Raw genomic sequence first — 22,354 nt, forward strand, 5'->3', positions numbered from 1 at the left:
GTATGCCCGTTCTGCACCACGCTGCTTAGTCGGTGACGCGAAGGAGCGTGGTGCGGGCATGGACGGCAAGACCGAGATCATGAGCAGCGGCGAGTTCGAACGGGGCGAGCGCAGCGGGCAGTTCGACATGGAGCGGACCGCCGAGCTCTTCCGCGAGTTTCTCGAAGCGGTCACGCGCTCGCCGCAGGAGAGCGAGAGCGTCGAGCGCGATCTGTCGGCGCGGCTGCGCGAGCACCTCGGGAGGACTCCGCGCGACAGCCCTGTCGTCAAGGCCTCGTATCCGGCGTACGACCACCCCAACGTCCATGGCGCTGTTGAGCGCTGGTTCGCCGCGGAAGGGCGTACGTACGAGCTCATCGGCATGACCGGCGCCGGACACCAGGGCGATCTCAGCCTCCCCGAGATCATCGAGTCCGCCAGTCGCTACAACCGCTTCGTCATCGGCGCCGTTGAATACACCCACCTGCCGATCGCCCCCGACGAGGAGCTGGCCTGCGTCTCCTTCGGGCTCTATCTGGGCAGCGAGGGCGGCGAGCAGTTCGCGCTCCTGTTGCGCGGGCCCTCCGACAACTACGGGCGCGACAAGGTCGAGATCGAGGTCCTCGCTCCCCGCAAGGAGCTGGCGAACCGGCTGCTGAGCGATGTGGACGGGCTCATCCGTACGCACAACATCTTCCGCGGCCAGGTCCTCTCCTTCGAGGGCTCGGAGTTCGGCCACGGGCTCGGCCCTTTCCGTTTCCACGCCAGGCCCCGCCTCACCGCCGAGCAGATCGTGCTCCCGTCCGGGCTCCTGGAGCGGGTGGAGCGCCAGGTCACCGGGGTCGCACGCCGCCGGGAGCAACTGCGCGCGGCCGGGCAGCACCTGAGGCGCGGGCTGCTGCTGTACGGGCCGCCCGGCACCGGCAAGACCCACACCGTCCGGTATCTGCTGTCGCACCTCCCGGACTTCACCGTCGTCATGCTGGCCGGCACGAGCATCGGCGCGATCGGCCCCGCGTGTGCGCTCGCCCGGATGCTGCAGCCTGCTCTGGTGGTCCTGGAGGACTGCGATCTGATTGCCGAGGCCCGGGACTACGGCGGCGGTGAACAGCCCCTCCTCTTCCAGGTGTTGAACGAGATGGACGGCCTCGGAGACGACTCCGACGTGGCCTTCCTGCTGACCACCAACCGTGCCGACCTGCTGGAGCCCGCCCTGTCCCAGCGGCCGGGACGCGTCGACCTCGCCGTCGAGATCCCGCTCCCGGACGCGGATGGACGGCGGCGGCTGATCGGGCTGTACGGGGCCGGGCTCGGCCTGGGGGAAGAGCTGGTCGACGAGGTGGTCGACCGTACGGAAGGCACGACCGCCTCCTTCGCCAAGGAACTCGTGCGGCGGGCAGTGCTGGTGGGGGCCGAGCGCGAGGCCGTGTCCACCGAGAGCCAGGACCTGCGGGCCGCGCTCGACGAGCTGCTGTCCGACCGCGATGCGCTCACCCGGCGGCTGCTGGGTGTGCCGGACGCGGCGTCGGAAGAGGGGGAAGAGGAGGAGTGAGGTCGGCGGCCGCCGCCGAGTTGCGGACCGTCTCGGGGCGGCTTGCGCCCGGGATCGGGATCAGCGTCGGGGAGAGCGCCAACAGCCAGGAGAGCACTGCCTGTTGAGGGGAGATCCCCTCGGCGCGTGCGCGGGCGTGGAACTCCGTGTCCGCGGTCGGCAGATCGGAGGGCCCGTCCAGGGAGCTGCGCGAGACCCCGCCCAGCGGGCTCCACGGCAGGAACGCCAGGCCCAGCTCCGCGCAGAGCCGCAGTTCGGGTTCGCTGTCGCGGACCGCGGGGGAGAACCGGTTCTGTACGGAGACGAGGTCGGTCCCCAGGACCTCGCGGGCCAGGCGGATCTGGGCGGAGTCGGCGTTGGAGATGCCGGCCGTGCGGATCGTGCCCGCGTCGAGGAGTTCGCGCAGGGCGCCGAGGGATTCGGCGTAGGGGACGGCGGGGTCCGGCTTGTGGAGTTGGTAGAGGCCGATCGTGTCCGTGCCCAGGCGGTGGAGGGAGGCCTCGGCCGCGTGCTTGAGGTGGCGGGGGTCGCCGTTGACCGTCCAGCCGCCTTCGGCGGTGCGGCCTCTGCCGCCCTTCGTGGCGACGAGGACGTGGTCGGTGGGGGCTCCGTAGGACGCCAGGGCGCGGGCGATCAGGTGCTCGTTGTGGCCGGGGGACTCGCCCGGTGCGTGGTAGGAGTCGGCCGTGTCCAGGAGGGTGATTCCGGCGTCCAGGGCCGCGTGCACGGTGGCGACGGCGCGGGTCTCGTCCGGGTGGCCCTCGATCGACAGGGGCATGGCGCCGTAACCGATCGCGCTGACCTTGAACGGGCCAAGTTGTCTGTACTGCATGTCAGTTGGTCGATTCTGCGAGGGCGCGCGCCAGCCAGTCGCCGGTGTCCGAGAACGTGAATCCGAGGCCGGTCGCGCGGGTGGTGTCCATGGCGTAGGAGCGGGCGAAGGAGAAGGGGGACGTCTCGCCGACCTCGATGGTCCGGTACGTCGGCGGGGTCGTCGGGGAGAGCGCGGTGACGATGTCGTGGGTGGTGAGAGGCGTGTGCGAGGCCGCGTTGACCGGGCCCGTGAAGTCCTCGCCCGCCGTCCAGAAGAGGAAGGCGGCGATCTCGTCCACGTTGATGTACGTCGCCGGGTGGTTGCGCGGCGGTACGGCGATCGGCTCGCCCGTGCGGAGGCGGTCCGCGTAGTGCGTGACACGGCCCGTGAAGTCGTCGGCGCCGCCCAGGACATGGGCCACTCGTACGGCCGCGTACGGGAAGTCCGGGGACGCGGCGAAGACCGCCTCCGCCTGGCGCTTGCCCTCGCCGTAGTGCGCGTCGAGGAACTCCGGGTCACTCCACGGGAGTTCGAGGTCCACCGCGACCGTGCGCGGGTCGATCGCCGATTCGGGGACGGGGGTGGGGGAGTCCTCGTACTCGTACACCTCCACCGTCGAGGTCATGACGTAGCGGCTCGTACGGTGCGCGAAGACCCGGCGGGCGATCGCGGCCTGGACCGGGGTGTAGAGGACCTGGTCGATCACGACGTCGAAGGTCCGGTCGCCCAGGGCCGCCTCCAGCGACGCCTCGTCGTTCCTGTCGGCGACCAGGATGTCCGCGCCGGGCGGCGGCGCCGACGAGCCCCGGTTGAGGACTGTCACGCGGTCCCCGGCCGCCAGCAGCAGCGCGACGAGTCGCTTGCCGAAGTAGCGGGTACCCCCGATGACCAGCACGTTTCGCATTTCTGCACCCCTTGATTCCATGGGTACAAGTGTTACGTTGGCGCTCCGTTCGCTGAAGGGGGAAACGTGGGAGATCTCGTCGCCGTACCGAAAGAAACGCGGAGTTCCCGGCCTGCCACCAACGAATCCTCATCCGGGTTCGATGCGGTCGACCGGCAGCTCCTGGAGCTCGTCCAGACCGAGGGCCGCCTCAAGCTGAGCGAGCTGGGCCGGCGCATCCGGCTGAGCCCGGCCGCCGTCACCGAGCGGCTGCGCAGGCTGGAGACGAGCGGGGCGATCACGGGATACGGGGCGCGGGTCGACCCGAGGCGGCTCGGGTACGGGATCCAGGCGTTCGTCCGCGTCAATCCGCACGGCGGGTACACGCTCAAGCACCCCAGGACCCTGGAGCTGATGGAGCGGCCCGAGATCACCGAGGTGCACCACGTGGTCGGGGAGGACTGCTGGATCGTCAAGGTCGCCGTCGCCGACACGGTGCATCTGGAGGAGATCCTGGAGCAGGTGTCGGTGCTCGGGCGGACGACGACGTCGATCGTGCTGTCGTCGCCGGTGCGGCAGAAGCCGCTGCCGCCGGTGGAGCGCTGACCGGTACGCAAAAAGAAATCCCCCGGACGAATTGACGTCCGGGGGATTTCTTCGCGTATATTAGAACCTTCATGTCTGCGCACACAGCAAAGGCATGAAGAAGTCTTGTGTGCACACCGTATCGCGTCAGGAGCTGAATTGTCAACCGAGGAATTGCAGAATGAACAGCAATTCGTCTCACGGCTCTACGAGCGCCTGGACGGGCTCCGTGAGCAGGCCGAGGCAGGGGTGGAGCGGTCGTTCGCGGATGTCGGCAGCGGACAGCAGGCCCGGCTCGAAAGGGATGTGGTCGTCGCCGAGCGGAGCGGGCTGCTCGGCGCACTGAATTCCGTGGAATCCGGACTCTGTTTCGGCCGGATCGATCTCGTCGACGGAATCCACCACCACATCGGACGTATCGGAATGAGGGAGGACAACGCGGAGCGCACCCCGCTCGTCGTCGACTGGCGCGCACCCGTCGCCCGCCCCTTCTACCTCGCCACCGGCCACGCCCCCATGGGGCTGCGCCGCCGCCGGCACATCACCACGTCGGGGCGCACCGTCACCGCGCTCCACGACGAGATCCTCGACCTGACCGACGCCGAGCGCACCGGCTACGAGGGCACGGACGCCGACGCCGTGCTGCTCGCCGCGCTCGACTCCGCGCGCACCGGGCGCATGCACGACATCGTGCGCACCATCCAGGCCGACCAGGACCGCATCATCCGCGCACCCCACCGCGGCGTGCTGGTCGTCGAGGGCGGGCCCGGCACCGGCAAGACCGTGGTGGCGCTGCACCGGGCCGCGTATCTGCTGTACGCGCAGCGGGAGTTGCTGGCGCGGCGTGCTGTGCTGATCGTCGGGCCGAACCCGGCCTTCCTCGGCTACATCGGGGATGTGCTTCCCTCGCTCGGCGAGACGGGTGTGCTGCTCGCGACCCCCGGTGAGCTGTTCCCCGGTGTCGTCGCGACGGGTACGGACACCCCGGAGGCCGCCGAGGTCAAGGGCCGGGCTGCGATGGCGGGCGTGCTCGCCGACTTCGTACGCGACCAGCAGCGCACCCCCGAGCCGGGCGCGCCGATCGAGATCGCGCACGACGACGGCACGCTCGTCCTGGACTGGACGATTGCCTACGACGCACGGGAGAAGGCGCGCGCGGCCCAGCTTCCGCACAACCTCGCCCGCCCCCACTTCGCCTTCCGGGTCATCGATCTGCTGACCACGCAGCTGGGCGACCGGCTCGGCGCGGACCCGTACGGCGGCCCGAACTTCCTGGGCCCCGACGACCTCGCCCAGCTCGGCAAGGGGATCGCGGCCAGCGCGGAAGTACACGCCGCCATCGAGGAGTTGTGGCCGCACCTCACCCCGGAGCAGCTCGTCGAGGACTTCCTCGCCGACCCGGTGCATCTGCCGGAGGTCGATGTGGAGGCCGTACGGCGCAAGGTCGGCGAGGGTGACGGGTGGACCGTCGCCGATGTCCCGCTCCTGGACGAGGCTGCCGAGCTGCTCGGTGAGGACGACTCGGCGGCGCGGGCCGCGGCGGAGGCCGCACGGCAGGAGCAGGTCGCCTTCGCGCAGGGGGTCCTGGATCTCTCGCAGGGCTCGGAGTCGTACGAGTTCGAGGACGAGGAGTCGGAGCTGCTCGCCGCGCACAACATCATCGACGCCGAGCGGATGGCCGAGCGCCACGAGGAGGCCGACCACCGCAGCGCCGCCGAGCGGGCCGCCGCCGACCGGACCTGGGCCTTCGGCCACATCATCGTCGACGAGGCGCAGGAGCTGTCGGCCATGGCGTGGCGGCTGCTGATGCGCCGCTGCCCCACGCGGTCGATGACGCTGGTCGGCGACCCCGCCCAGACGGGCGAGCCGGGCGGGTGCGGGGCGTGGGACACGATCCTCGCGCCGTACGTCGACGACCGCTACGAACACGTCCGCCTCGGTGTCAACTACCGTACGCCGGTGGAGATCATGGACGTGGCGGCCGCGTTCCTCAGGGGCGAAGACCCGGCCTTCGAGCCGCCCAGCTCCATCCGCTCGACCGGCGTACGGCCCTGGGCGCACCGCACCGACGACCTGCCGCGCGCGGTCGCCGAAGCGGTCGCGGCGGCGGCAGCGGAGTCGGGCCACCTCGCGGTGATCGCCCCGGCCGAACTGCACGCGGAACTGCTCGCCCTCCTGCCGGACGCGGGCCACGGGCGGACCCCCGACCTGACCCGCCCGGTCGTCCTCCTCGCACCGCGCCAGGCCAAGGGTCTGGAGTTCGACACGGTGCTCGTCGTCGAGCCGTCGCAGTTCGCGGTGAGCGACCTGTACGTGGCGCTGACGCGGGCGACTCAGCGGATGGGCGTGCTGTACTCCGGTCAACTGCCCACCGGGTTGGAGGGGTTCACTCCGGCCTGAGCCAGATCGTCGACAGGGGCGGCAGCGTGAGCTGGATGCTGGAGGGGCGGCCGTGGTACGGGACCGACTCCGGTTTCAGCGGTTCCGGGTTGCGGACGTCGCTGCCGCCGTAGCGGGACAGGTCGGTGTTGAGGACCTCCTGCCAGGCGGGGATGCCCTCTTTGTTCAATGTGCGCGTGGGGACGCCCAGGCGGTAGTCGTGGCGTACCACCGGGGAGAAGTGGGAGATCGCCAGGAGGGGTGTGCCGTCGGAGTCGTAGCGGAGGAAGGCGAGGACGTTGTCCTCCGCGGCGTCGCCCTCCACCCAGGCGAAGCCCGCCGGGTCGGTGTCGCGCTGCCAGAGGGCGGGGGTGGCCGTGTAGGTGGTGTTGAGGTCGCGGACCAGGTCGCGTACGCCCCGGTGGTCGGGTTCCGCGGAGTAGGAGGGGTCGAGGAGCCACCAGTCGGGGCCGTGGCCCTCCGACCACTCGGCTCCCTGCGCGAACTCCTGGCCCATGAACAGGAGTTGCTTGCCGGGGTGGGCCCACATGAAGCCGAGGTACGCGCGGTGGGTCGCGCGCTGCTGCCACCAGTCGCCGGGGAGTTTGGAGACGAGCGAGCGCTTGCCGTGGACGACCTCGTCGTGGGAGATGGGGAGGACGTAGTTCTCGGAGTACGCGTAGACCATCGAGAACGTCATCTCGTTGTGGTGGTACTTGCGGTGGACCGGCTCGTGGGAGACGTACGTGAGCGAGTCGTGCATCCAGCCCATGTTCCACTTCAGGCCGAAGCCGAGGCCTCCGAAGCCGCCCGGTCCTGTGTGGTGCGTGGCGCGGGTGACGCCGTCCCAGGCCGTGGACTCCTCGGCGATCGTGATCACGCCGGGGTTGCGGCGGTAGACGGTGGCGTTCATCTCCTGGAGGAAGGCCACCGCGTCGAGGTTCTCCCGGCCGCCGTGGGCGTTGGGGGTCCACTCGCCGTCCTCGCGTGAGTAGTCGAGGTAGAGCATGGAGGCGACCGCGTCGACGCGGAGGCCGTCGATGTGGAACTCCTCGCACCAGTAGGTCGCGTTGGCCACGAGGAAGTTGCGTACTTCCGTGCGGCCGTAGTCGAATTCCAGGGTGCCCCAGTCGGGGTGGGCCGCGCGGGCCGGGTCCTCGTGCTCGTAGAGGGGGCGGCCGTCGAATTCCGCCAGCGCCCAGTCGTCGCGGGGGAAGTGGGCGGGGACCCAGTCCATCAGGACGCCTATGCCTGATTGGTGGAGTGCGTCGACCAGGAAGCGGAAGTCGTCGGGGGTTCCCATGCGGGAGGTGGGGGCGTAGAAGCCGGTGACCTGGTAGCCCCAGGAGCCGCCGAAGGGGTGTTCGGCGACTGGCATCAGTTCTACGTGGGTGAAGTTCAAGTCGCGTATGTAGGCGGGGAGTTGCGTTGCCAGTTGGCGGTACGTGAGGCCCGGGCGCCAGGAGGGGAGGTGGATCTCGTAGACCGAGAAGGGAGCCTCGTGGACGGGGCGGTCCGCGCGGTGTTCCAGCCAGTCGGCGTCCTGCCAGGTGTGGTGCGACGCGGTGACGATGGAGGCGTTCGCCGGTGGGACCTCCGCGCGGCGGGCCATCGGGTCGGCGCGCAGGGTGTGGCTGCCGTCGGGGCGGGTGATGTCGAACTTGTAGCGTTCGCCCTCGCCCACGGAGGGGAGGAAGAGCTCCCAGATGCCGGAGGAGCCGAGGGAACGCATGGGGAAGCCGGTGGAGTCCCAGTAGTTGAAGTCCCCGGCTATGCGGACGCCGCGGGCGTTGGGGGCCCAGACGGTGAAACGGGTGCCGGTGACTTCCTGGTGGGTCATGGGGTGTGCGCCGAGCGCCTTCCAGAGCTCCTCGTGGCGGCCTTCGTTGATGAGGTGCAGGTCCAGGTCGCCGAGGGTGGGGAGGAAGCGGTACGGGTCCTGGACGGTGTGGGGGTCTTCGGCGTTGGCGTCGTCGTACGTGACCTGGAGTGTGTACTCGGGGACTTCGCGGAGGGGGAGCAGGGCGGAGAAGAACCCGTCGCCGTCGTCGTGGAGCTCGGCGCGGATGCCGGCGGCGCGGACGGTGACGGCGCGGGCGAAGGGGCGCAGCACGCGGATGGCTACGCCTGTGCGGGTGGGGTGTGCGCCCAGGATTGCGTGGGGGTCGTGGTGCTCGCCTGCGAGGAGGCGGGCGCGGTCGGCTGGGGCCAGGGGTGCGGGGGTGGGTGCGTGGCCAGGGTCGGGGGTTTCGGGGGCTCCGACCCCGGGCCCCCGCTCCTCAATCGCCGGAGGGGCTTGATTTGGGTTGATGTTGGCTGTCACCTGCGGGTATGAGGTTGCCGGAGGGGCTGGTTCTGGGCTGCGGTGCGCTTTGGGCTCCGGCGTGCGGGGGCTGTTGGTCACTGGGGCGGCCTCCTTGAGGGGGGCGGGTCGGCGGCGAGGCGTTGGATCGCTGCCATGGGGACCGGCAGCCAGTCGGGGCGGTGGCGGGCCTCGTAGAGGACCTCGTAGACCGCCTTGTCCGTCTCGTACGCCCGCAGCAGTTCGGGCTCGGCGCGCGGGTCGTTGCCGGAGAGGGCGGCGTATCCCTCGCAGTACGCGCTGCGGCAGCCCGCCGCCCAGTCCGGGTCCCAGGGGCGGTGCGAGCGGGCGGCGTAGTCGAAGGAGCGCAGCATGCCCGCCACGTCGCGGGCGATCGGCTGCGGGCGGGTGCGTTCCGTGAGGGGGCGGGCCGGTTCGCCCTCGAAGTCGATCAGGGACCATGCGTGGCCTGACCTCGCGCGGAGCGCCTGGCCCAGGTGCAGGTCGCCGTGGACGCGTTGCGCCTGCCAGGTGCGGCCCGACTGGCCCAGGGAGGTGATCTGCTCGAACGCGGTGCGCAGGCCGGGGACGTAGGGGAGGAGGGACGGGACTGCCTGGGCTGTTTCTTGGAGGCGGCCGATCATGTCCGCCGCCAGGTGGTCCGTCTGCTGTTTGCGCAGGGTCTGGGTGGGGAGGGCCGTCGCAAGTGCCGCGTGGATCTCGGCAGTTGTCCGGCCCAGCTCGTACGCCTCGGTGCGGAAGTCCCTCCCGTCGGCGAGCGCGTGCAGGGCCAGCTGCCAGCCGTCGTCGGAGCCGCGCAGGAAGGGCTGGAGCACACCGAGCGTGGCCGGTTCGCCGTCGAGGGTGCCCTCGAACCAGGCCACGGGAGCGGGGACCCGGTGGCAGCCCGAGCGGGCGAGTGCCCACGGGAGTTCCAGGTCCGGGTTGGTGCCCGCGTGGATCCTGCGGAAGAGCTTGAGGATGTACGCATCGCCGTACACCAGCGAGGAGTTGGACTGCTCCGCGCCGAGTGGGCGCGCGTTCAGCCCGGGGGCGGGGAGCGTCGCTCGGGGGTCGCGGTCGAAGCGCAGGGTGCCGAGCGTGCCCGGGGTGCGCAGGCGTTCCAGGAGGAGGCCGGCCAGGCGGGGATCGAGGAGGGCGTCGTACGCGGTGAGACCCGTCAGGGGGCCCTCGGTGACATGGCCGATGAGGGCGGAGGCGAGGTGGCGGGGGAGCGCGGCGCGCAGGCCGAGCAGGAGTTGGTAGCAGTCGCCGTCGGGTTCGGTGCGTATGAGGAGGTGGAGCAGGCCCGCGGAGCCGCCGGGCGGGAGGAGGCCGGTCGCCGAGACCAGGGTGAGGTCGTCGACGCTGCGGCCCTTGCCCGCGAACCAGCGCTGGCGCGGCAGCCACTGCCGCAGCATCGGGGCCAGGGATATCAGGGGGTCGGGCGGTACGGACGAGGCGCGTGCGTCTGCATCTGCGTCGCTCCAGATCGATGCCGTCCAGATGGATGCAGCCTTGGACATGGATCGCATCACGTCCTTTCCCGCGGTGGGTTCGGAGTGCCCAGGGCGGGGCGGCGGAAACCGCCCCGCTCGTGACGCATCGTCAACTCAGCCCAGTACGGCGTCCTTTCGGAGCCGGAACCAGTAGAAACCGTGACCTGCCAGGGTCAGGAGGTACGGCAGTTCGCCGATGGCGGGGAAACGCACCCCGCCGATCAGCTCCACCGGGTGGCGGCCGGTGAAGGCCTGGAGGTCGAGCTCCGTCGGCTGGGCGAACCGCGAGAAGTTGTGCACGCACAGGACCAGGTCGTCGCGGTACTCGCGGAGGAAGGCGAGGACCGCGGGGTTGGAGGAGGGGAGCTCGGTGTACGAACCGAGCCCGAAGGCCGGGTTCTGTTTGCGGATCTCGATCATCCGCCGCGTCCAGTGCAGCAGTGAGGCAGGCGACGCCATTGACGCCTCGACGTTGGTGACCTGATAACCGTAGACCGGATCCATGATCGTCGGGAGGAAGAGCCGCCCCGGATCGCAGGAGGAGAAGCCGGCGTTGCGGTCGGGGGTCCACTGCATCGGGGTGCGCACCGCGTCGCGGTCGCCCAGCCAGATGTTGTCGCCCATGCCGATCTCGTCCCCGTAGTAGAGGATCGGGGAGCCGGGGAGGGAGAGCAGCAGGGCCGTGAACAGCTCGATCTGGTTGCGGTCGTTGTCGAGGAGGGGCGCGAGCCGCCGGCGGATGCCGATGTTGGCGCGCATCCGGGGATCCTTGGCGTACTCCGCGTACATGTAGTCGCGCTCTTCGTCCGTGACCATTTCGAGCGTGAGCTCGTCGTGGTTGCGCAGGAAGATGCCCCACTGGGCGCTCGCGGGGATGGCCGGGGTCTTGGCGAGGATCTCCGAGACGGGGTAGCGCGATTCACGCCGTACGGCCATGAAGATGCGCGGCATCACGGGGAAGTGGAACGCCATGTGGCACTCGTCGCCGCCGGCCTTGAAGTCGCCGAAGTAGTCGACGACATCCTCCGGCCACTGGTTGGCCTCGGCGAGCAGGACCGTGTCCGGGTAGCTCGCGTCGATCTCGGCCCGAACGCGCTTCAGGAACTGGTGAGTTGCGGGCAGGTTCTCGCAGTTCGTGCCCTCGACCTGGTAGAGGTACGGGACCGCGTCGAGGCGGAAGCCGTCGATGCCCAGGTCCAGCCAGAAGCGCAGGGCGGAGATGATCTCCTCCTGGACCACCGGGTTCTCGTAGTTGAGATCCGGTTGGTGGGAGAAGAACCGGTGCCAGTAGTACTGCTTGCGCACCGGGTCGAAGGTCCAGTTGGACGTCTCCGTGTCGACGAAGATGATGCGGGCGTCCTGGTACTGCTTGTCGTCGTCGGCCCAGACGTAGTAGTCGCCGTACGGCCCCTCCGGATCCTTTCTGGACTCCTGGAACCACTCGTGCTGATCGCTCGTGTGGTTCATGACGAAGTCGATGATGACGCGCATGCCGCGCTGGTGCGCGGCGTCCACGAACTCGACGAAGTCGGCGAGGTCGCCGAACTCCGGGAGGACGGACGTGTAGTCCGAGACGTCGTAACCCCCGTCGCGCAGCGGCGACTTGAAGAACGGCGGCAGCCAGAGGCAGTCGACGCCCAGCCACTGGAGGTAGTCCAGTTTGGCGGTGATGCCCTTGAGGTCGCCGACGCCGTCCCCGTTGGAGTCCTGGAACGAACGCACCAGGACCTCGTAGAAGACGGCACGCTTGAACCAGTCGGGATCGCGGTCCTTGGCCGGGGTGTCCTCGAAGGTGTCGTGGACAGGCTCGTTTACGATCATGGTGTGGGTGACCCTCCGATCGGCGGGGACGGTCGCAGGACGCAGATGTGCGCGGGCGTGACGCCCGGCTCTAGGCGCACGTAATTCGCCCTGCCCCAGTGGTAGGTCTCGCCGGTGAGCTCGTCGCGCACCGGGACGGACTCGTGCCATTCCAGGCCGAGTTCCGGCATGTCCAACGAGACCGTGGCCTCCTGGGTGTGGTGAGGGTCGAGGTTCGCGACCACCAGAACGGTGTTCGATCCCGACCGTTTCGAGAAGGCGAGCACCGTGTCGTTGTCGGTGTGGTGGAAATGGATGTCGCGGAGCTGCTGGAGCGCGGGGTGGGTGCGGCGCAGCTGGTTGAGGGTGGTGATCAGGGGGGCGATGGTGCGGCCTTCGCGTTCAGCCAACTCCCAGTCTCTGGGCCGGAGTTGGTATTTCTCCGAGTGAAGGTACTCCTCGCTTCCCTCGCGGGCGGGGGCGTTCTCGCACAGTTCGTAGCCGGCGTAGACGCCCCAGGAGGGGGCGAGTGTTGCCGCGAGAACGGCCCGTACCTCGAAGGCCGGACGGCCGCCGTGCTGGAGGTAACCGTGCAGGATGTCGGGGGTGTTCACGAAGAAGTTGGGCCGCATGTACGAGGCGGCCGCACCGGAGAGTTCGGTCAGGTACTCGGTCAGTTCCTCTTTCGTGTTCCGCCAGGTGAAGTACGTGTACGACTGCTGAAAACCGATGCGGCCGAGCGTGTGCATCATGGCGGGCCGGGTGAACGCCTCGGCCAGGAAGATGATGTCGGGGTCGGTGCGGGTGATCTCCCCGATGACGCGCTCCCAGAAGACGACCGGCTTGGTGTGCGGATTGTCGACGCGGAAGATGCGTACGCCGTGATCCATCCAGAGGCGCAGGATCCGTACGGTCTCCTCGACGAGACCGTCCATGTCCTCGTCGAACGCGACCGGATAGATGTCCTGGTACTTCTTCGGCGGATTCTCCGCGTACGCGATCGAGCCGTCGGCGCGGTGGTGGAACCACTCCGGATGCTTCTCCACCCAGGGGTGGTCGGGCGAGCACTGGAGCGCGAAGTCGAGGGCGATCTCCATGCCCAAATCGGCGGCCGTGGCGACGAATTGATCGAAGTCGTCGAAGGTCCCGAGGTCGGGGTGGATCGCGTCGTGACCGCCCTCGGGTGATCCGATGGCCCAGGGGACGCCGACGTCGTGGGGGCCTGCGGAGAGGGAGTTGTCGGGCCCTTTGCGGAAGGTCGTCCCGATGGGGTGGACGGGCGGCAGGTACACGACGTCGAACCCCATGGCGGCGACGGCGGGGAGCCGCTCGGCGGCCGTACGGAAGGTCCCGCTGACCGGGGGCCTGCCCTCCTCGACCACCGCCCCCTCCGAGCGGGGGAAGAACTCGTACCAGGACCCGAAGAGCGCCCGCCTCCGCTCGACGAGCAGGCTCAACGGGTCGCTCGCGCTGACCAGTTCACGGAGCGGATGCCGACGGAGCGCCTCCACGACATCGGGCGCATGGACGGCCGCGAGCCGGGCGGCGACGGACATGTCCGTGTCGCGGAGGGCCGCGGCGGCGGCCAGGACGGCAGCCCTGCGCCCCTTCTTCTTCGGAACGCCGTCGGCCGCACGCTCGTACAGCTCCGCGCCCTCGGCGAGCACGAGCGCCGTGTCGATCCCCGCGGGGATCTTGATGCGGGCGGTGTGGAGCCAGGTGGCGACGGGGTCGCCCCAGGCCTCGACCGTATACGTCCAGACCCCCTCGGAGGCGGGCGTGACGTACGCCCCCCACCGGTCGGTCCCGGGAGCCAGCTCCCGCATCGGCGTCCACGGTCCGCGCCGCCCGCCCGGATCTCGTAGCACCACATTGGCGGCGACGGCGTCGTGTCCGTCCCGGAACACGGTCGCGGTGACCTGGAAACGCTCACCGCTCACCGCCTTCGCGGGACGTCTGCCGCCGTCGACGAGAGGCTGTACGTCCAGGACAGGTATGCGACCGATCACAAGTGACCACCTTGGGGTGGGGTGGGTGCGTGCGGTGGGGTGCGCTTTGGGGGCGGGTACCGGGACAGCCTTCCCCCACACATCGGGGGGTCAATCCGGGCACTTGGTTAAGTACTCGTGCGTAGTGGAACTGGCAAGTGCCCCGTGCGTCGACCTGGTGATCGTCCGGTGGAACATGGGCGGATGAAGAAGTGGACCAGGAGCCCGGATCCGGAACCGGCGGCGGGTGGATCCCGCCTCTCGCCGCACGCCGAGATGCTGAGGGACCGTTTCCTCGCCGCACCGGTGGTCGCCGCCCCCGACCCCTGGCGCCCCGCCGATCGGCCGTTCGCCCCGGTGGGCGGGCTGACGGGGGTCGGCTTCGGGCTGCACCCCGACAGCGGCAGGGACCTGCTGATGGCGGTCTCCCACAACGGGCACGGGCTCTTCGACACCGTGACGGGGGAGCGGATCGCACGCGATCCGGAGGGCGACGACCCCGACGGCGGCGACCTCGCCTGCCAGGGGCTGGGGCCGTTGGCGGACAGCCGGATCCGTATCGCCGGACTCTACGGCGGCGGGCTGCACACCACCGCGGTCGGCGGCTGGTCCGTGGAGGTCGTCAGTCCGGACTGGCCGAACGACCGCGTACTGCTCTCCGGCGCCGGAGGCTCGCCGTACCGCGGCGCGCACGGCGAGGGGTGGTGGCACGTCTTCCATTCGGCCTGGTCGGAGCTGCGCGCCTTCGGGTTTTCCCCGTCCGGGCGGAGCCTGGCTGTCGCCACCAGCAGTGATGTGACGCTCTGGACGCGCAGGGCCTAGGGGTTGTTCACCTGGAGGAGCCGGTTCGGTGAACCGGGGCCCGCGCCCGTGATCCTGCCCCAGGAGGCGTTTTTCTTCAGTGCCTTCGACACCTCGGGCGGCGTTGCCCAGGAGTGGTCCGCCAGGTAGAGCGCTGCCGCTCCCGCCGCGTGCGGGGATGCCATCGAGGTGCCCGAGATCGTGTCCTTCGCCGTGTCGCTCGTGTTCCAGGCGGAGGTGATCGATACGCCCGGTGCGTACAGGTCCACCCTGGAGCCCCAGTTGGAGAAGCTCGCCTGGGCGTCCGTCCTGTCCGTCGCCCCTACCGTGATCGCCTCCTTGACCCTGGCCGGGGAGTACAGGATCGCGGGCATGCCGTCGTTTCCGGCGGCGATCGTGTACGTGACCCCGGATGCGATGGAGTTCCGTACCGCCGCGTCCAGTTGGGTGTTGGCGAAGCCGCCCAGGCTGAGGTTGGCCACTGCCGGTTTCTGGGCGTGCTGCGTGACCCAGTCGATGCCGGCGATGACTTGGGCCGTGGTGCCCGAACCCGCCGCGTCCAGGACGCGGACCGCCACCACGTTCGTCTTCTTTGCCACGCCGTACGTCTCGCCCGCGATGGTGGCTGCCACGTGTGTTCCGTGGCCGTTGCCGTCCTGGGCCACTGCGTCGTTGTCCACGAAGTCCCAGCCGCTGGATGCCCGGCCGCCGAAGTCCTCGTGCGTCGTACGGATTCCGGTGTCGATGACGTACGCGGTGACACCCTCGCCCGCGCTCTCCGGCCAGGTGTACGACGCGTCCAGCGGGAAGTCCTCCTGGTCGATGCGGTCCAGGCCCCAGGAGGGCGGGTTCTGCTGGTTGTGGTCGAGCGTGACGGTGGTGTCCTGGACCACCGAGGCCACGCGGGGGTCGGCCGCGAGGCGCTTCGCCTCGGTCGAATCCGCCCTCACCGCATAGCCGTTGAGTGCCGTGCTGTACGTATGGCTTATTTCGGCCCCGTACTTCGCCGCGAGGTCCCTGCCCGCGGCCGATGGGGCCTTGATCCCCGACTGGCCCGGCCTGAGCGTGACGATGTAGCTGCCGCCGACGGCGCCCGGCGCCCCGGCGCCGAGTATCGGGCCCTCGGGCGGGGCGGCGTGGGCGGGCAGGGTGATGGCTGAGAGCGCCGCTGCTGTGGTGACCGCCGTCAGCGCCCCTGCGAGCTGCAGTCGGCGGGTGTGTGCGTGCGGAAGTGTCATGGTGTGAGTCCCCCTCATCAACTCCGGCCGTCCCCGGTGCAGTTGACGCCGTTGGACGGCCACTTGGCAGCCTTGCCTGTGGTGTGAAGTGCCACAAGACCGCACGAGGGGGCGGAATCGGCCATATCGCCCGTGGAGGATGTGTGGGGAACTGCGGGGAGGTTGCGTCGTATTCCGGTCACGTCGGAGGGGGTGGGCGGAAGCCGGTGCTCCTGGGGCGCGGGGTACCGTCGGGCCGCCGGCAGCCGCGCGGAGTGAACCCAAGGGAGAGGCTGGAACATGACATCGTCGTTCGGTTCCTACCAGGACGAGATCTATCTCAACGGGCTCGGCGGGATCGTGCCGAAGTATCCGGTGGACATGCGCGAGCTGGAGGCTGCCGCCCATGCCGCGATGCCCGCCTCCGTGCGGTCCTATGTCGCCGGGGGTGCGGGCGACGAGCGCACCCAGCGCGCCAATGTCGAGGCGTTCGACGGGTGGGGGCTCGTTCCGCGCATGTTCGTGGGCGCCAAGGAGCGGGACCTGAGCGTTGATCTGTTCGGGATGAGCCTTCCCTCGCCGCTCTTCATGGCCCCCATCGGCGTCCTCGGCATCTGCGCGCAGGACGGGCACGGCGATCTGGCCACCGCGCGCGCCGCAGCCCGTACGGGAGTGCCCATGGTCGCCTCGACCCTCTCGTCCGACCCGATGGAGGACGTCGCCGCCGCGCTCGGGGAGACACCGGGGTTCTTCCAGCTGTACACGCCGACCGATCGTGAGCTCGCCGCCAGCCTCGTGCAGCGTGCCGAGAAGTCCGGGTTCAAGGGCATCGTCGTCACACTCGACACGTGGGTCACGGGGTGGCGGCCGCGCGATCTGGCCAACGCCAACTTCCCCCAGCTCAGGGGGCACTGCCTCGCCAACTACACCAGCGACCCCGTCTTCCACGCCCAGCTCGCCCGCGACCCGGAAGAGGACATGGGCGCCGCGATCCTGCGCTGGACACAGGTCTTCGGCAACCCGCTCACCTGGGACGATCTGCCGTGGCTGCGGTCCCTCACCACCCTGCCGCTGATCGTGAAGGGGCTCTGCCACCCCGAGGACGTACGGCGTGCGAAGGACGGCGGCGTCGACGGCATCTACTGCTCCAACCACGGGGGGCGGCAGGCGAACGGCGGGCTGCCCGCCCTCGACGCGCTGCCCGGTGTGGTGGAGGCCGCCGACGGGATGCCTGTTCTTTTTGATTCCGGCATCCGCAGCGGCGCCGACGTCGTGAAGGCCCTCGCGCTCGGCGCGAGCGCCGTCGGCATCGGGCGGCCGTACGCGTACGGGCTCGCCCTCGGCGGCGACGACGGGGTCACGCACGTACTGCGGTCCGTACTGGCGGAGGCCGACCTGATCATGGCCGTCGACGGGTATCCCACGCTCGCCGACCTCACCCCCGACGCCCTGCGCCGGGTGAACTGACCGCGCGCGTACGGGGAGGAGCGGGGCGGCTCCTCCCCGTACGGTCAGGCGGATTCCGGGGTGTCCCACACCTGCCAGGGTTGCGTGGCCACCCAGGCGTCCGCCGCCTGCGGGGTGGTGCCCAGCGCGCGGGACGCCTCGCCGCCGTCGCCCGCCATCAGGTGCGGGTCGTCGCCCGCCGCCATGTAGTGGTAGATCCCGGCCACGCCCGCCGCGGCCTCCGCACCGATCACCTGGGCCAGGCCCTTCTCGAACAGGTCGGCGGGCAGCGGCTCGTAGTGCACCGAGCGGCCGAGGCCCAGCGCGAACTCCGCCGCCAGCGCGTCACCCGTGAGCGAGCGCTCGCCGCCGATGTCGAAGGTGCGGCCCACCACGCCGTCCGCCTCCGCGAAGAGAGCCGCGGCCGTCGCCTCGGCGAGGTCGCGGTGGGAGATCCAGGCCGTCTCGGTGGCGGTGGGCAGCGGGTAGGCGAGCAGGCCCTCGGAGATCAGGGCCGGGCCGTTCCACGGGCTGAAGAGGTTGTCGAGGTAGACCGGCGGGCGCAGCACCACCAGATCCACCCCGCTCTCGCGCAGGACCGACTCCGCGAGGCGGCGCGTCTCGAAGGCCGCGACCTGGGTGGTGCGGTCGGGGATGCGGGTGTTGGCGTTGTAGACGATGCGGCGCACCCCGCTCTCGCGGGCCGCGTCGCCGATGTGCCGTGCGTACGACTCGATCAGCACCGGGTCGTAGCTCAGCGGCATCACCACCGAGGCGTGGGTGGCGCCCTCGAAGAGCCGCCGTACCGCGTCCCGGTCGGCGAGGTCCCCGGTCTGGCAGGAGACGCCGGGGAGTTGGGGGCGCTCGGCCGGGGCGCGGCGGGTGAGGGTGCGGACCCGGTGGCCGCGGTCGGTGAGCAGACGGGCCACTGCGCCGCCCTGGAAGCCGGTCGCTCCCACGACGGCGCAGCGCTGCGGGATGTGCTCGGGCATGGTGGTGAGGGCCTTTCGATAGGGTGAGAGGTGCCGTTCCGGTCCGGTCCTCCAGGCTGGCGGGGGTGGCTTGGGAGGATCAATTAACAAACCGGGGCGGGGGTTGAGGGATCGTCCATGAATGAGACCGACCACCTCATTCCCGATGACCTGATCGGTGAGCTGCTCAAGCCGCTGCGGCTGACCGGTGTCTTCGACAGCCGCTGGCACGTCCAGGCCCCCTGGGCCATCGAGGGCGACGCGGAAGCGGCCTGTGCCGTACTGCACTACATGGTCGAAGGCGGCTGCTGGATCACCGGCGAGGGCCATGAGCCGCTGCGGCTGGAAGCCGGTGACCTGGCCTTCTTCCCCACTGGCACCGCCCACCGGCTCTCCGACCGCCCCGACCGTCAGGGCGTGCCGCTGCGGGCCGTACTGCCCGAGCGGCAGCCGGGGACCTCGGGTGAGATCCGTATCGAGGGAAGCGGTCCGGCCAGCCGGCTGCTCTGCGCCGGGCTGCACTACGACGCCAGCGCGGCCACCGGCCTCTACCGCGCCCTGCCCTGGGTGCTGGTCCTGGACCGTACGCAGGTGGTGCGCGAACCCCTCCTCGACGGCACCCTCGCACTGCTCTCCGCCACCGACCGCCCCGTGGCCCCCGGCGACCGCCTCGTCACCCTGCGGGCCTTCGAGATGGCGCTGGTCCTGGCGCTGCGGCCGCTGCTGCACGAGCTCGCCGAGCACCCCGCCTCGCTGCTCGCCCTGCGCCACCCCGGCATCAGCAAGGCCATGGTGATCATCTCGACCCGGTTCGCCGAGCCGTGGACCGTCGAGCTGCTGGCCCGCGAGGCCGGGATGTCCCGTTCGGCCTTCACCGCCGCCTTCCGCGAGCTGGTCGGCGAGGCTCCGGCCCGGCATCTGACCGGCCGGCGCATGCAGGAGGCCGCCCGGCTGCTTGGCGAGACCACGCTGCCGCAGTCGGCGGTGCCCGAGCGCGTCGGCTACCGCAGCGCCGTCGGCTTCCACCTGGCGTTCAAGAACTGGTTCGGCCGGACACCGGGCGATTTCCGCAGCTCGGGCGCGTCGGGTGCACCCCGACTGGCCGGTTCTTAAGGACCCCTGGACGGTCGTTCATTGCCCCGTACCCCTGCCGCCGGACAGGGTCGGAAGGCAGAAACCTTCCGTCTGAGGAGCAAAGTTGACCAGGTCCGGCCAGGAGTACACCGAGTCGTTGCGCGACGGCCGCGAAATTTGGCTCGACGGGGAGCGCGTGAAGGACGTCACCACGCACCCCGCCTTCCGCAACACCGCAGCCTCCATCGCGGGCCTCTACGACCTGGCGCACTCGTCGGAGCACTCCGCGACCCTCACCCAGGGCGGCGTCCACCGGGCGTTCGCGATCCCGCGCAGCTACCAGGACCTGGTCGCCCGGCGCGAGGCGTACAAGGTGTGGGCCGAGGCGAGTTACGGATTCCTGGGGCGCACCCCCGACTACATGGCGGGCGGCGCCGCCGGTTTCGCCGCCGCACCGCACCTCTTCACCACCGACTCCTTCGACGGGGCCGCCAACGCGCTCGCCTACCACCGGCGGCTCGCGGAGGGCGACCTCTATCCGACCTTCACCATCACCAACCCGCAGATCGACCGGACAAAATCCGCCTCCGAGCAGGAGGAGGACGACCTGGTCGTACGGGTCGTGGCCGAGCGCGACGGCGGCATCGTCGTCCGCGGCGCCAAGATGATCGGCACCGCGGCCGTCTTCGGCAACGAGGTCATCGTCGGGACCATCGAGCCCCTTGCACCGCAGGACGTCGAGCACGCGCTGACGTTCTCCGTGCCGATCGACACCCCGGGCCTCAAGTTCATCTCGCGCACCTCCTACGAGGGCCAGGCGCGCAGCGTCTTCGACAACCCGCTCTCCTCGCGCTTCGACGAGAACGACGCCCTGCTGATCTGCGAGGACGTCTTCGTGCCCTGGGAGAACGTGCTGACGTACCGCGATGTGGACGCCAGCTTCGGCATGTGGTGGAAGACGCCTGCCTATCGCAACTTCGTCCACCAGGCCGCCACCCGCTTCTGGACCAAGCTCGAATTCCTCACCGGCATCGCGATTCTGCTGACGAAGGCCAACAACACCTACCAACTGCCGCCCGTCACCCAGGCGATCGGCCGGCTGATGGGCAAGGTCGCCCAGGCCAAGGCGTTCGTACTGGCCGCCGAGGCTTCGTACGAGGAGATCGACGGCGGGAAGGGCGGCGTCGCCCCGGGGAAGGACATCTCCTTCGCGCAGCGCATCATGGCCGGCGAGCTCTACCCGCAGGCCGTCCAGGAGATCAAGATGCTGGCCGGCGGCGGCGTCATCCAGCTTCCCGCGTCCGGCGCCGATCTGCTGCACCCGGAGATCGGGCCGCTCGTCGCCAAGTACATCCGCTCGCCCGGACACCCCGCCGAGGACCGCATCAAGCTCCTCAAACTGGCCTGGGACGCGCTCGGTTCGGAGTTCGCGGGCCGCCACGAGCAGTACGAGCGCTTCTACCACGGGGCGCCGCACATCTATCTGATGCAGCAGGTGTGGGAGGGCGACACCGCGAGCTGCGAAGAGCTGGCCAGGCACTGTCTCGACAGCTACACGCTGGGGCAGGCAGTACGGCCGTGAACGCCGCCGGTACGCCCGCGCGCAGACCCGGGGCCGCTCTTGCGCTGCTCGCCGCCACCCAACTGCTGCTGATCCTCGACACCGCGATCATCAATGTCGCGCTGCCGTCGATCGGCGACGACCTGGGGTCGGGATCGGCGGGGCTCTCCTGGGTGGCCAACGCGTATCTGATCACCTTCGGGGGGCTGCTGCTCCTCGGCGGGCGCACCGCCGATCTCTTCGGCCACCGGCGGCTGTTCGTCGCCGGGCTCGGGTTGCTCGGCGCGGCCTCCGCGGCGGGCGGTCTTGCGGGCAGCGCGAGACTTCTGGTCGCCGCACGCGCCGTTCAGGGGGTGGGCGCGGCCCTCGCCGCTGCCGCCGCTTTCGCGCTTCTGCTGATTCTCTTTCCCGACGGGCCCGGGCGCCACAAGGCGCTGGGCGCGTTCGCCGCGATGGGCGGGCTCGGCGGGGTCCTCGGCACCGTCCTGGGCGGGGTGCTGACGTCCGCGCTCGGCTGGCGCTCCACGTTCTGGCTGAACGTCCTGGGTGCCGTGGTGCTGGTGGTGCTCGCGATGCGGCTGCTCGACGGCGGTACGGGGGGCCGGCGCGACGCGGGCTTCGACCTCGCCGGGGCGCTCACCGCCACCTGCGGGCTCGGGCTCGTCGCGTACGCGCTGGTCGGTGCGGGCGAGTACGGGTGGACCGCGCCCCGGACCTGGGTGACGGGCGCCGCAGGCGTGGCGCTGCTCGCCGCCTTCGCGGGCGTCGAGCGCCGGGCCGCGTATCCGCTGGTGCCTCCGGGGGTGCTGAGCAGGCCGACGCTGCGGCTCGCCAACGGGCTCAGCGCGCTGGCCCAGATGACGCTCTTCCCCATGTTCTTCCTGGTCAGCCTCTACCTCCAGTCCGTACTGGGGCAGTCCGCGCTGACCGGCGGCCTCGGACTGCTGCCGCTGTCACTGGTCGTGGTCGCCGTCGCACCGCAGACCGGGCGGATCCTGTTCCGGTTCGGGCTGCGCACCACCATGACCGCCGGATTCGCCCTGCTCTTCGGCGGGATGCTCTGGCTCGCCCTGGCGCTCCGCGCCGACGGCACGTTCTTCACCACCGTCCTCGCACCCAGCCTGGTGATCGGCGTCGCCCTGCCGCTCGTCATGGTCACCACCAATGTGGCCGCCACCGCCGAAGCCGCCCCCGAGGAGACCGGGCTCGCCTCGGGGCTCATCAACACCAGCCAGCAGTTCGGCTCGGTGCTCGGCCTCGCGGTCCTGGTCGGCGTGGCGACGCGGGACACCGACACGACCGCGGGCTTCCGGGCCGCACTGCTCACCGGGGCCGCCTTCGCGGCGCTGGCCGCGCTGCTGTCCGTACGGCTGCGACCGCCGGGGGCCGACGGTTCCGTCGGCGGGGCGGCGCGCAACGAGCCCGGCACTGAGTCCGGCACTGAGCCCGGCACTGCGTCCGGCATCGAGCACGACACCGACCGCGTGCGCTGACCGGCCCGTA

At 70.4% G+C, this 22,354-nt stretch carries 16 protein-coding genes; 8 read left to right on the plus strand and 8 right to left on the minus strand.

Translation table 11 applies throughout. The annotated features are described in order from the left end of the window. Positions 1-58: 58 nt before the first annotated feature. Complete coding sequence (locus tag OG707_RS27910; RefSeq protein WP_329123030.1) at positions 59-1,531, plus strand: ATP-binding protein; 1,473 nt, start codon at positions 59-61, stop codon at positions 1,529-1,531. On the opposite strand, the gene OG707_RS27915 is transcribed toward OG707_RS27910, so the two are convergent. Next, on the minus strand, positions 1,470-2,363 hold the full coding sequence (locus tag OG707_RS27915; RefSeq protein WP_329123032.1) for an aldo/keto reductase: 894 nt from the start codon (positions 2,361-2,363) through the stop codon (positions 1,470-1,472). The two genes, OG707_RS27910 and OG707_RS27915, sit on opposite strands and share 62 nt — an antisense overlap. Position 2,364: 1 nt before the next feature. Further along, entirely contained in the window at positions 2,365-3,249 is an 885-nt protein-coding gene (locus OG707_RS27920) for an NAD-dependent epimerase/dehydratase family protein (protein WP_329123034.1), read from the minus strand. 66 nt (positions 3,250-3,315) lie between these two features. On the opposite strand from OG707_RS27920, the gene OG707_RS27925 reads away from it, so the two are divergent. Together OG707_RS27925 and OG707_RS27930 are read left to right on the plus strand one after the other, a co-directional pair. Next, on the plus strand, positions 3,316-3,834 hold the full coding sequence (locus tag OG707_RS27925; protein WP_329123036.1) for an Lrp/AsnC family transcriptional regulator: 519 nt from the start codon (positions 3,316-3,318) through the stop codon (positions 3,832-3,834). Positions 3,835-3,987: 153 nt separating this feature from the next. After that, the gene (locus OG707_RS27930) at positions 3,988-6,213 is read left to right on the plus strand and encodes a HelD family protein (RefSeq protein ID WP_329128004.1); all 2,226 of its coding nucleotides are present in this window, start codon (positions 3,988-3,990) and stop codon (positions 6,211-6,213) included. Here the strand turns inward: OG707_RS27930 and glgB are convergent. From glgB to OG707_RS27950, 4 genes are all read right to left on the minus strand, one after another. After that, entirely contained in the window at positions 6,200-8,596 is a 2,397-nt protein-coding gene (gene glgB / locus OG707_RS27935; RefSeq protein WP_443071403.1) for a 1,4-alpha-glucan branching enzyme, read from the minus strand. The two genes, OG707_RS27930 and glgB, sit on opposite strands and share 14 nt — an antisense overlap. Beyond that, positions 8,593-10,020 carry a maltokinase N-terminal cap-like domain-containing protein gene (locus OG707_RS27940; RefSeq protein WP_329123039.1) on the minus strand — a complete coding sequence of 476 codons (1,428 nt, stop codon included), beginning with the start codon at positions 10,018-10,020 and terminating at the stop codon, positions 8,593-8,595. Before OG707_RS27940 ends, glgB begins: the two co-directional genes overlap by 4 nt. Positions 10,021-10,107: 87 nt before the next feature. Continuing rightward, on the minus strand, positions 10,108-11,814 hold the full coding sequence (gene treS / locus OG707_RS27945; RefSeq protein WP_329123041.1) for a maltose alpha-D-glucosyltransferase: 1,707 nt from the start codon (positions 11,812-11,814) through the stop codon (positions 10,108-10,110). Then, positions 11,811-13,802: an alpha-1,4-glucan--maltose-1-phosphate maltosyltransferase gene (locus tag OG707_RS27950; RefSeq protein ID WP_329123043.1), complete on the minus strand. Its 1,992-nt coding sequence runs from the start codon at positions 13,800-13,802 to the stop codon at positions 11,811-11,813. The genes treS and OG707_RS27950 overlap by 4 nt, the downstream gene beginning before the upstream one ends. 183 nt (positions 13,803-13,985) lie before the next feature. Between OG707_RS27950 and OG707_RS27955 the strand changes: the two genes are divergently transcribed. Beyond that, a complete protein-coding gene (locus tag OG707_RS27955; protein ID WP_329123045.1) occupies positions 13,986-14,603 on the plus strand; it encodes a hypothetical protein in 618 nt (205 codons plus the stop codon). Here OG707_RS27955 and OG707_RS27960 read toward each other — a convergent pair. Further along, on the minus strand, positions 14,600-15,820 hold the full coding sequence (locus OG707_RS27960; RefSeq protein ID WP_329123047.1) for a S8 family peptidase: 1,221 nt from the start codon (positions 15,818-15,820) through the stop codon (positions 14,600-14,602). The two genes, OG707_RS27955 and OG707_RS27960, sit on opposite strands and share 4 nt — an antisense overlap. 279 nt (positions 15,821-16,099) lie before the next feature. On the opposite strand from OG707_RS27960, the gene OG707_RS27965 reads away from it, so the two are divergent. Further along, positions 16,100-17,266, plus strand: a complete 1,167-nt coding sequence (locus OG707_RS27965) for an alpha-hydroxy-acid oxidizing protein (protein WP_329123049.1) — start codon at positions 16,100-16,102, stop codon at positions 17,264-17,266. 44 nt (positions 17,267-17,310) lie between these two features. Here the strand turns inward: OG707_RS27965 and OG707_RS27970 are convergent, their stop codons facing one another. Then, positions 17,311-18,237 (minus strand): SDR family oxidoreductase, encoded by a 927-nt coding sequence (locus OG707_RS27970; protein WP_329123051.1) that lies wholly within the window; start codon positions 18,235-18,237, stop codon positions 17,311-17,313. A 117-nt stretch (positions 18,238-18,354) separates the two neighbouring features. Between OG707_RS27970 and OG707_RS27975 the strand changes: the two genes are divergently transcribed. The 3 genes from OG707_RS27975 to OG707_RS27985 all read left to right on the plus strand — a co-directional run bounded on the left by OG707_RS27975 (position 18,355) and on the right by OG707_RS27985 (position 22,344). Further along, positions 18,355-19,329, plus strand: a complete 975-nt coding sequence (locus tag OG707_RS27975; protein WP_329123053.1) for an AraC family transcriptional regulator — start codon at positions 18,355-18,357, stop codon at positions 19,327-19,329. An 85-nt stretch (positions 19,330-19,414) separates the two neighbouring features. After that, the gene (locus OG707_RS27980; protein WP_329123055.1) at positions 19,415-20,872 is read left to right on the plus strand and encodes a 4-hydroxyphenylacetate 3-hydroxylase family protein; all 1,458 of its coding nucleotides are present in this window, start codon (positions 19,415-19,417) and stop codon (positions 20,870-20,872) included. Further along, a complete protein-coding gene (locus tag OG707_RS27985) occupies positions 20,869-22,344 on the plus strand; it encodes an MFS transporter (protein WP_329123057.1) in 1,476 nt (491 codons plus the stop codon). Before OG707_RS27980 ends, OG707_RS27985 begins: the two co-directional genes overlap by 4 nt. Positions 22,345-22,354: the final 10 nt, after the last annotated feature.

Source organism: Streptomyces sp. NBC_01465 (assembly GCF_036227325.1).
Lineage (GTDB): Bacteria > Actinomycetota > Actinomycetes > Streptomycetales > Streptomycetaceae > Streptomyces.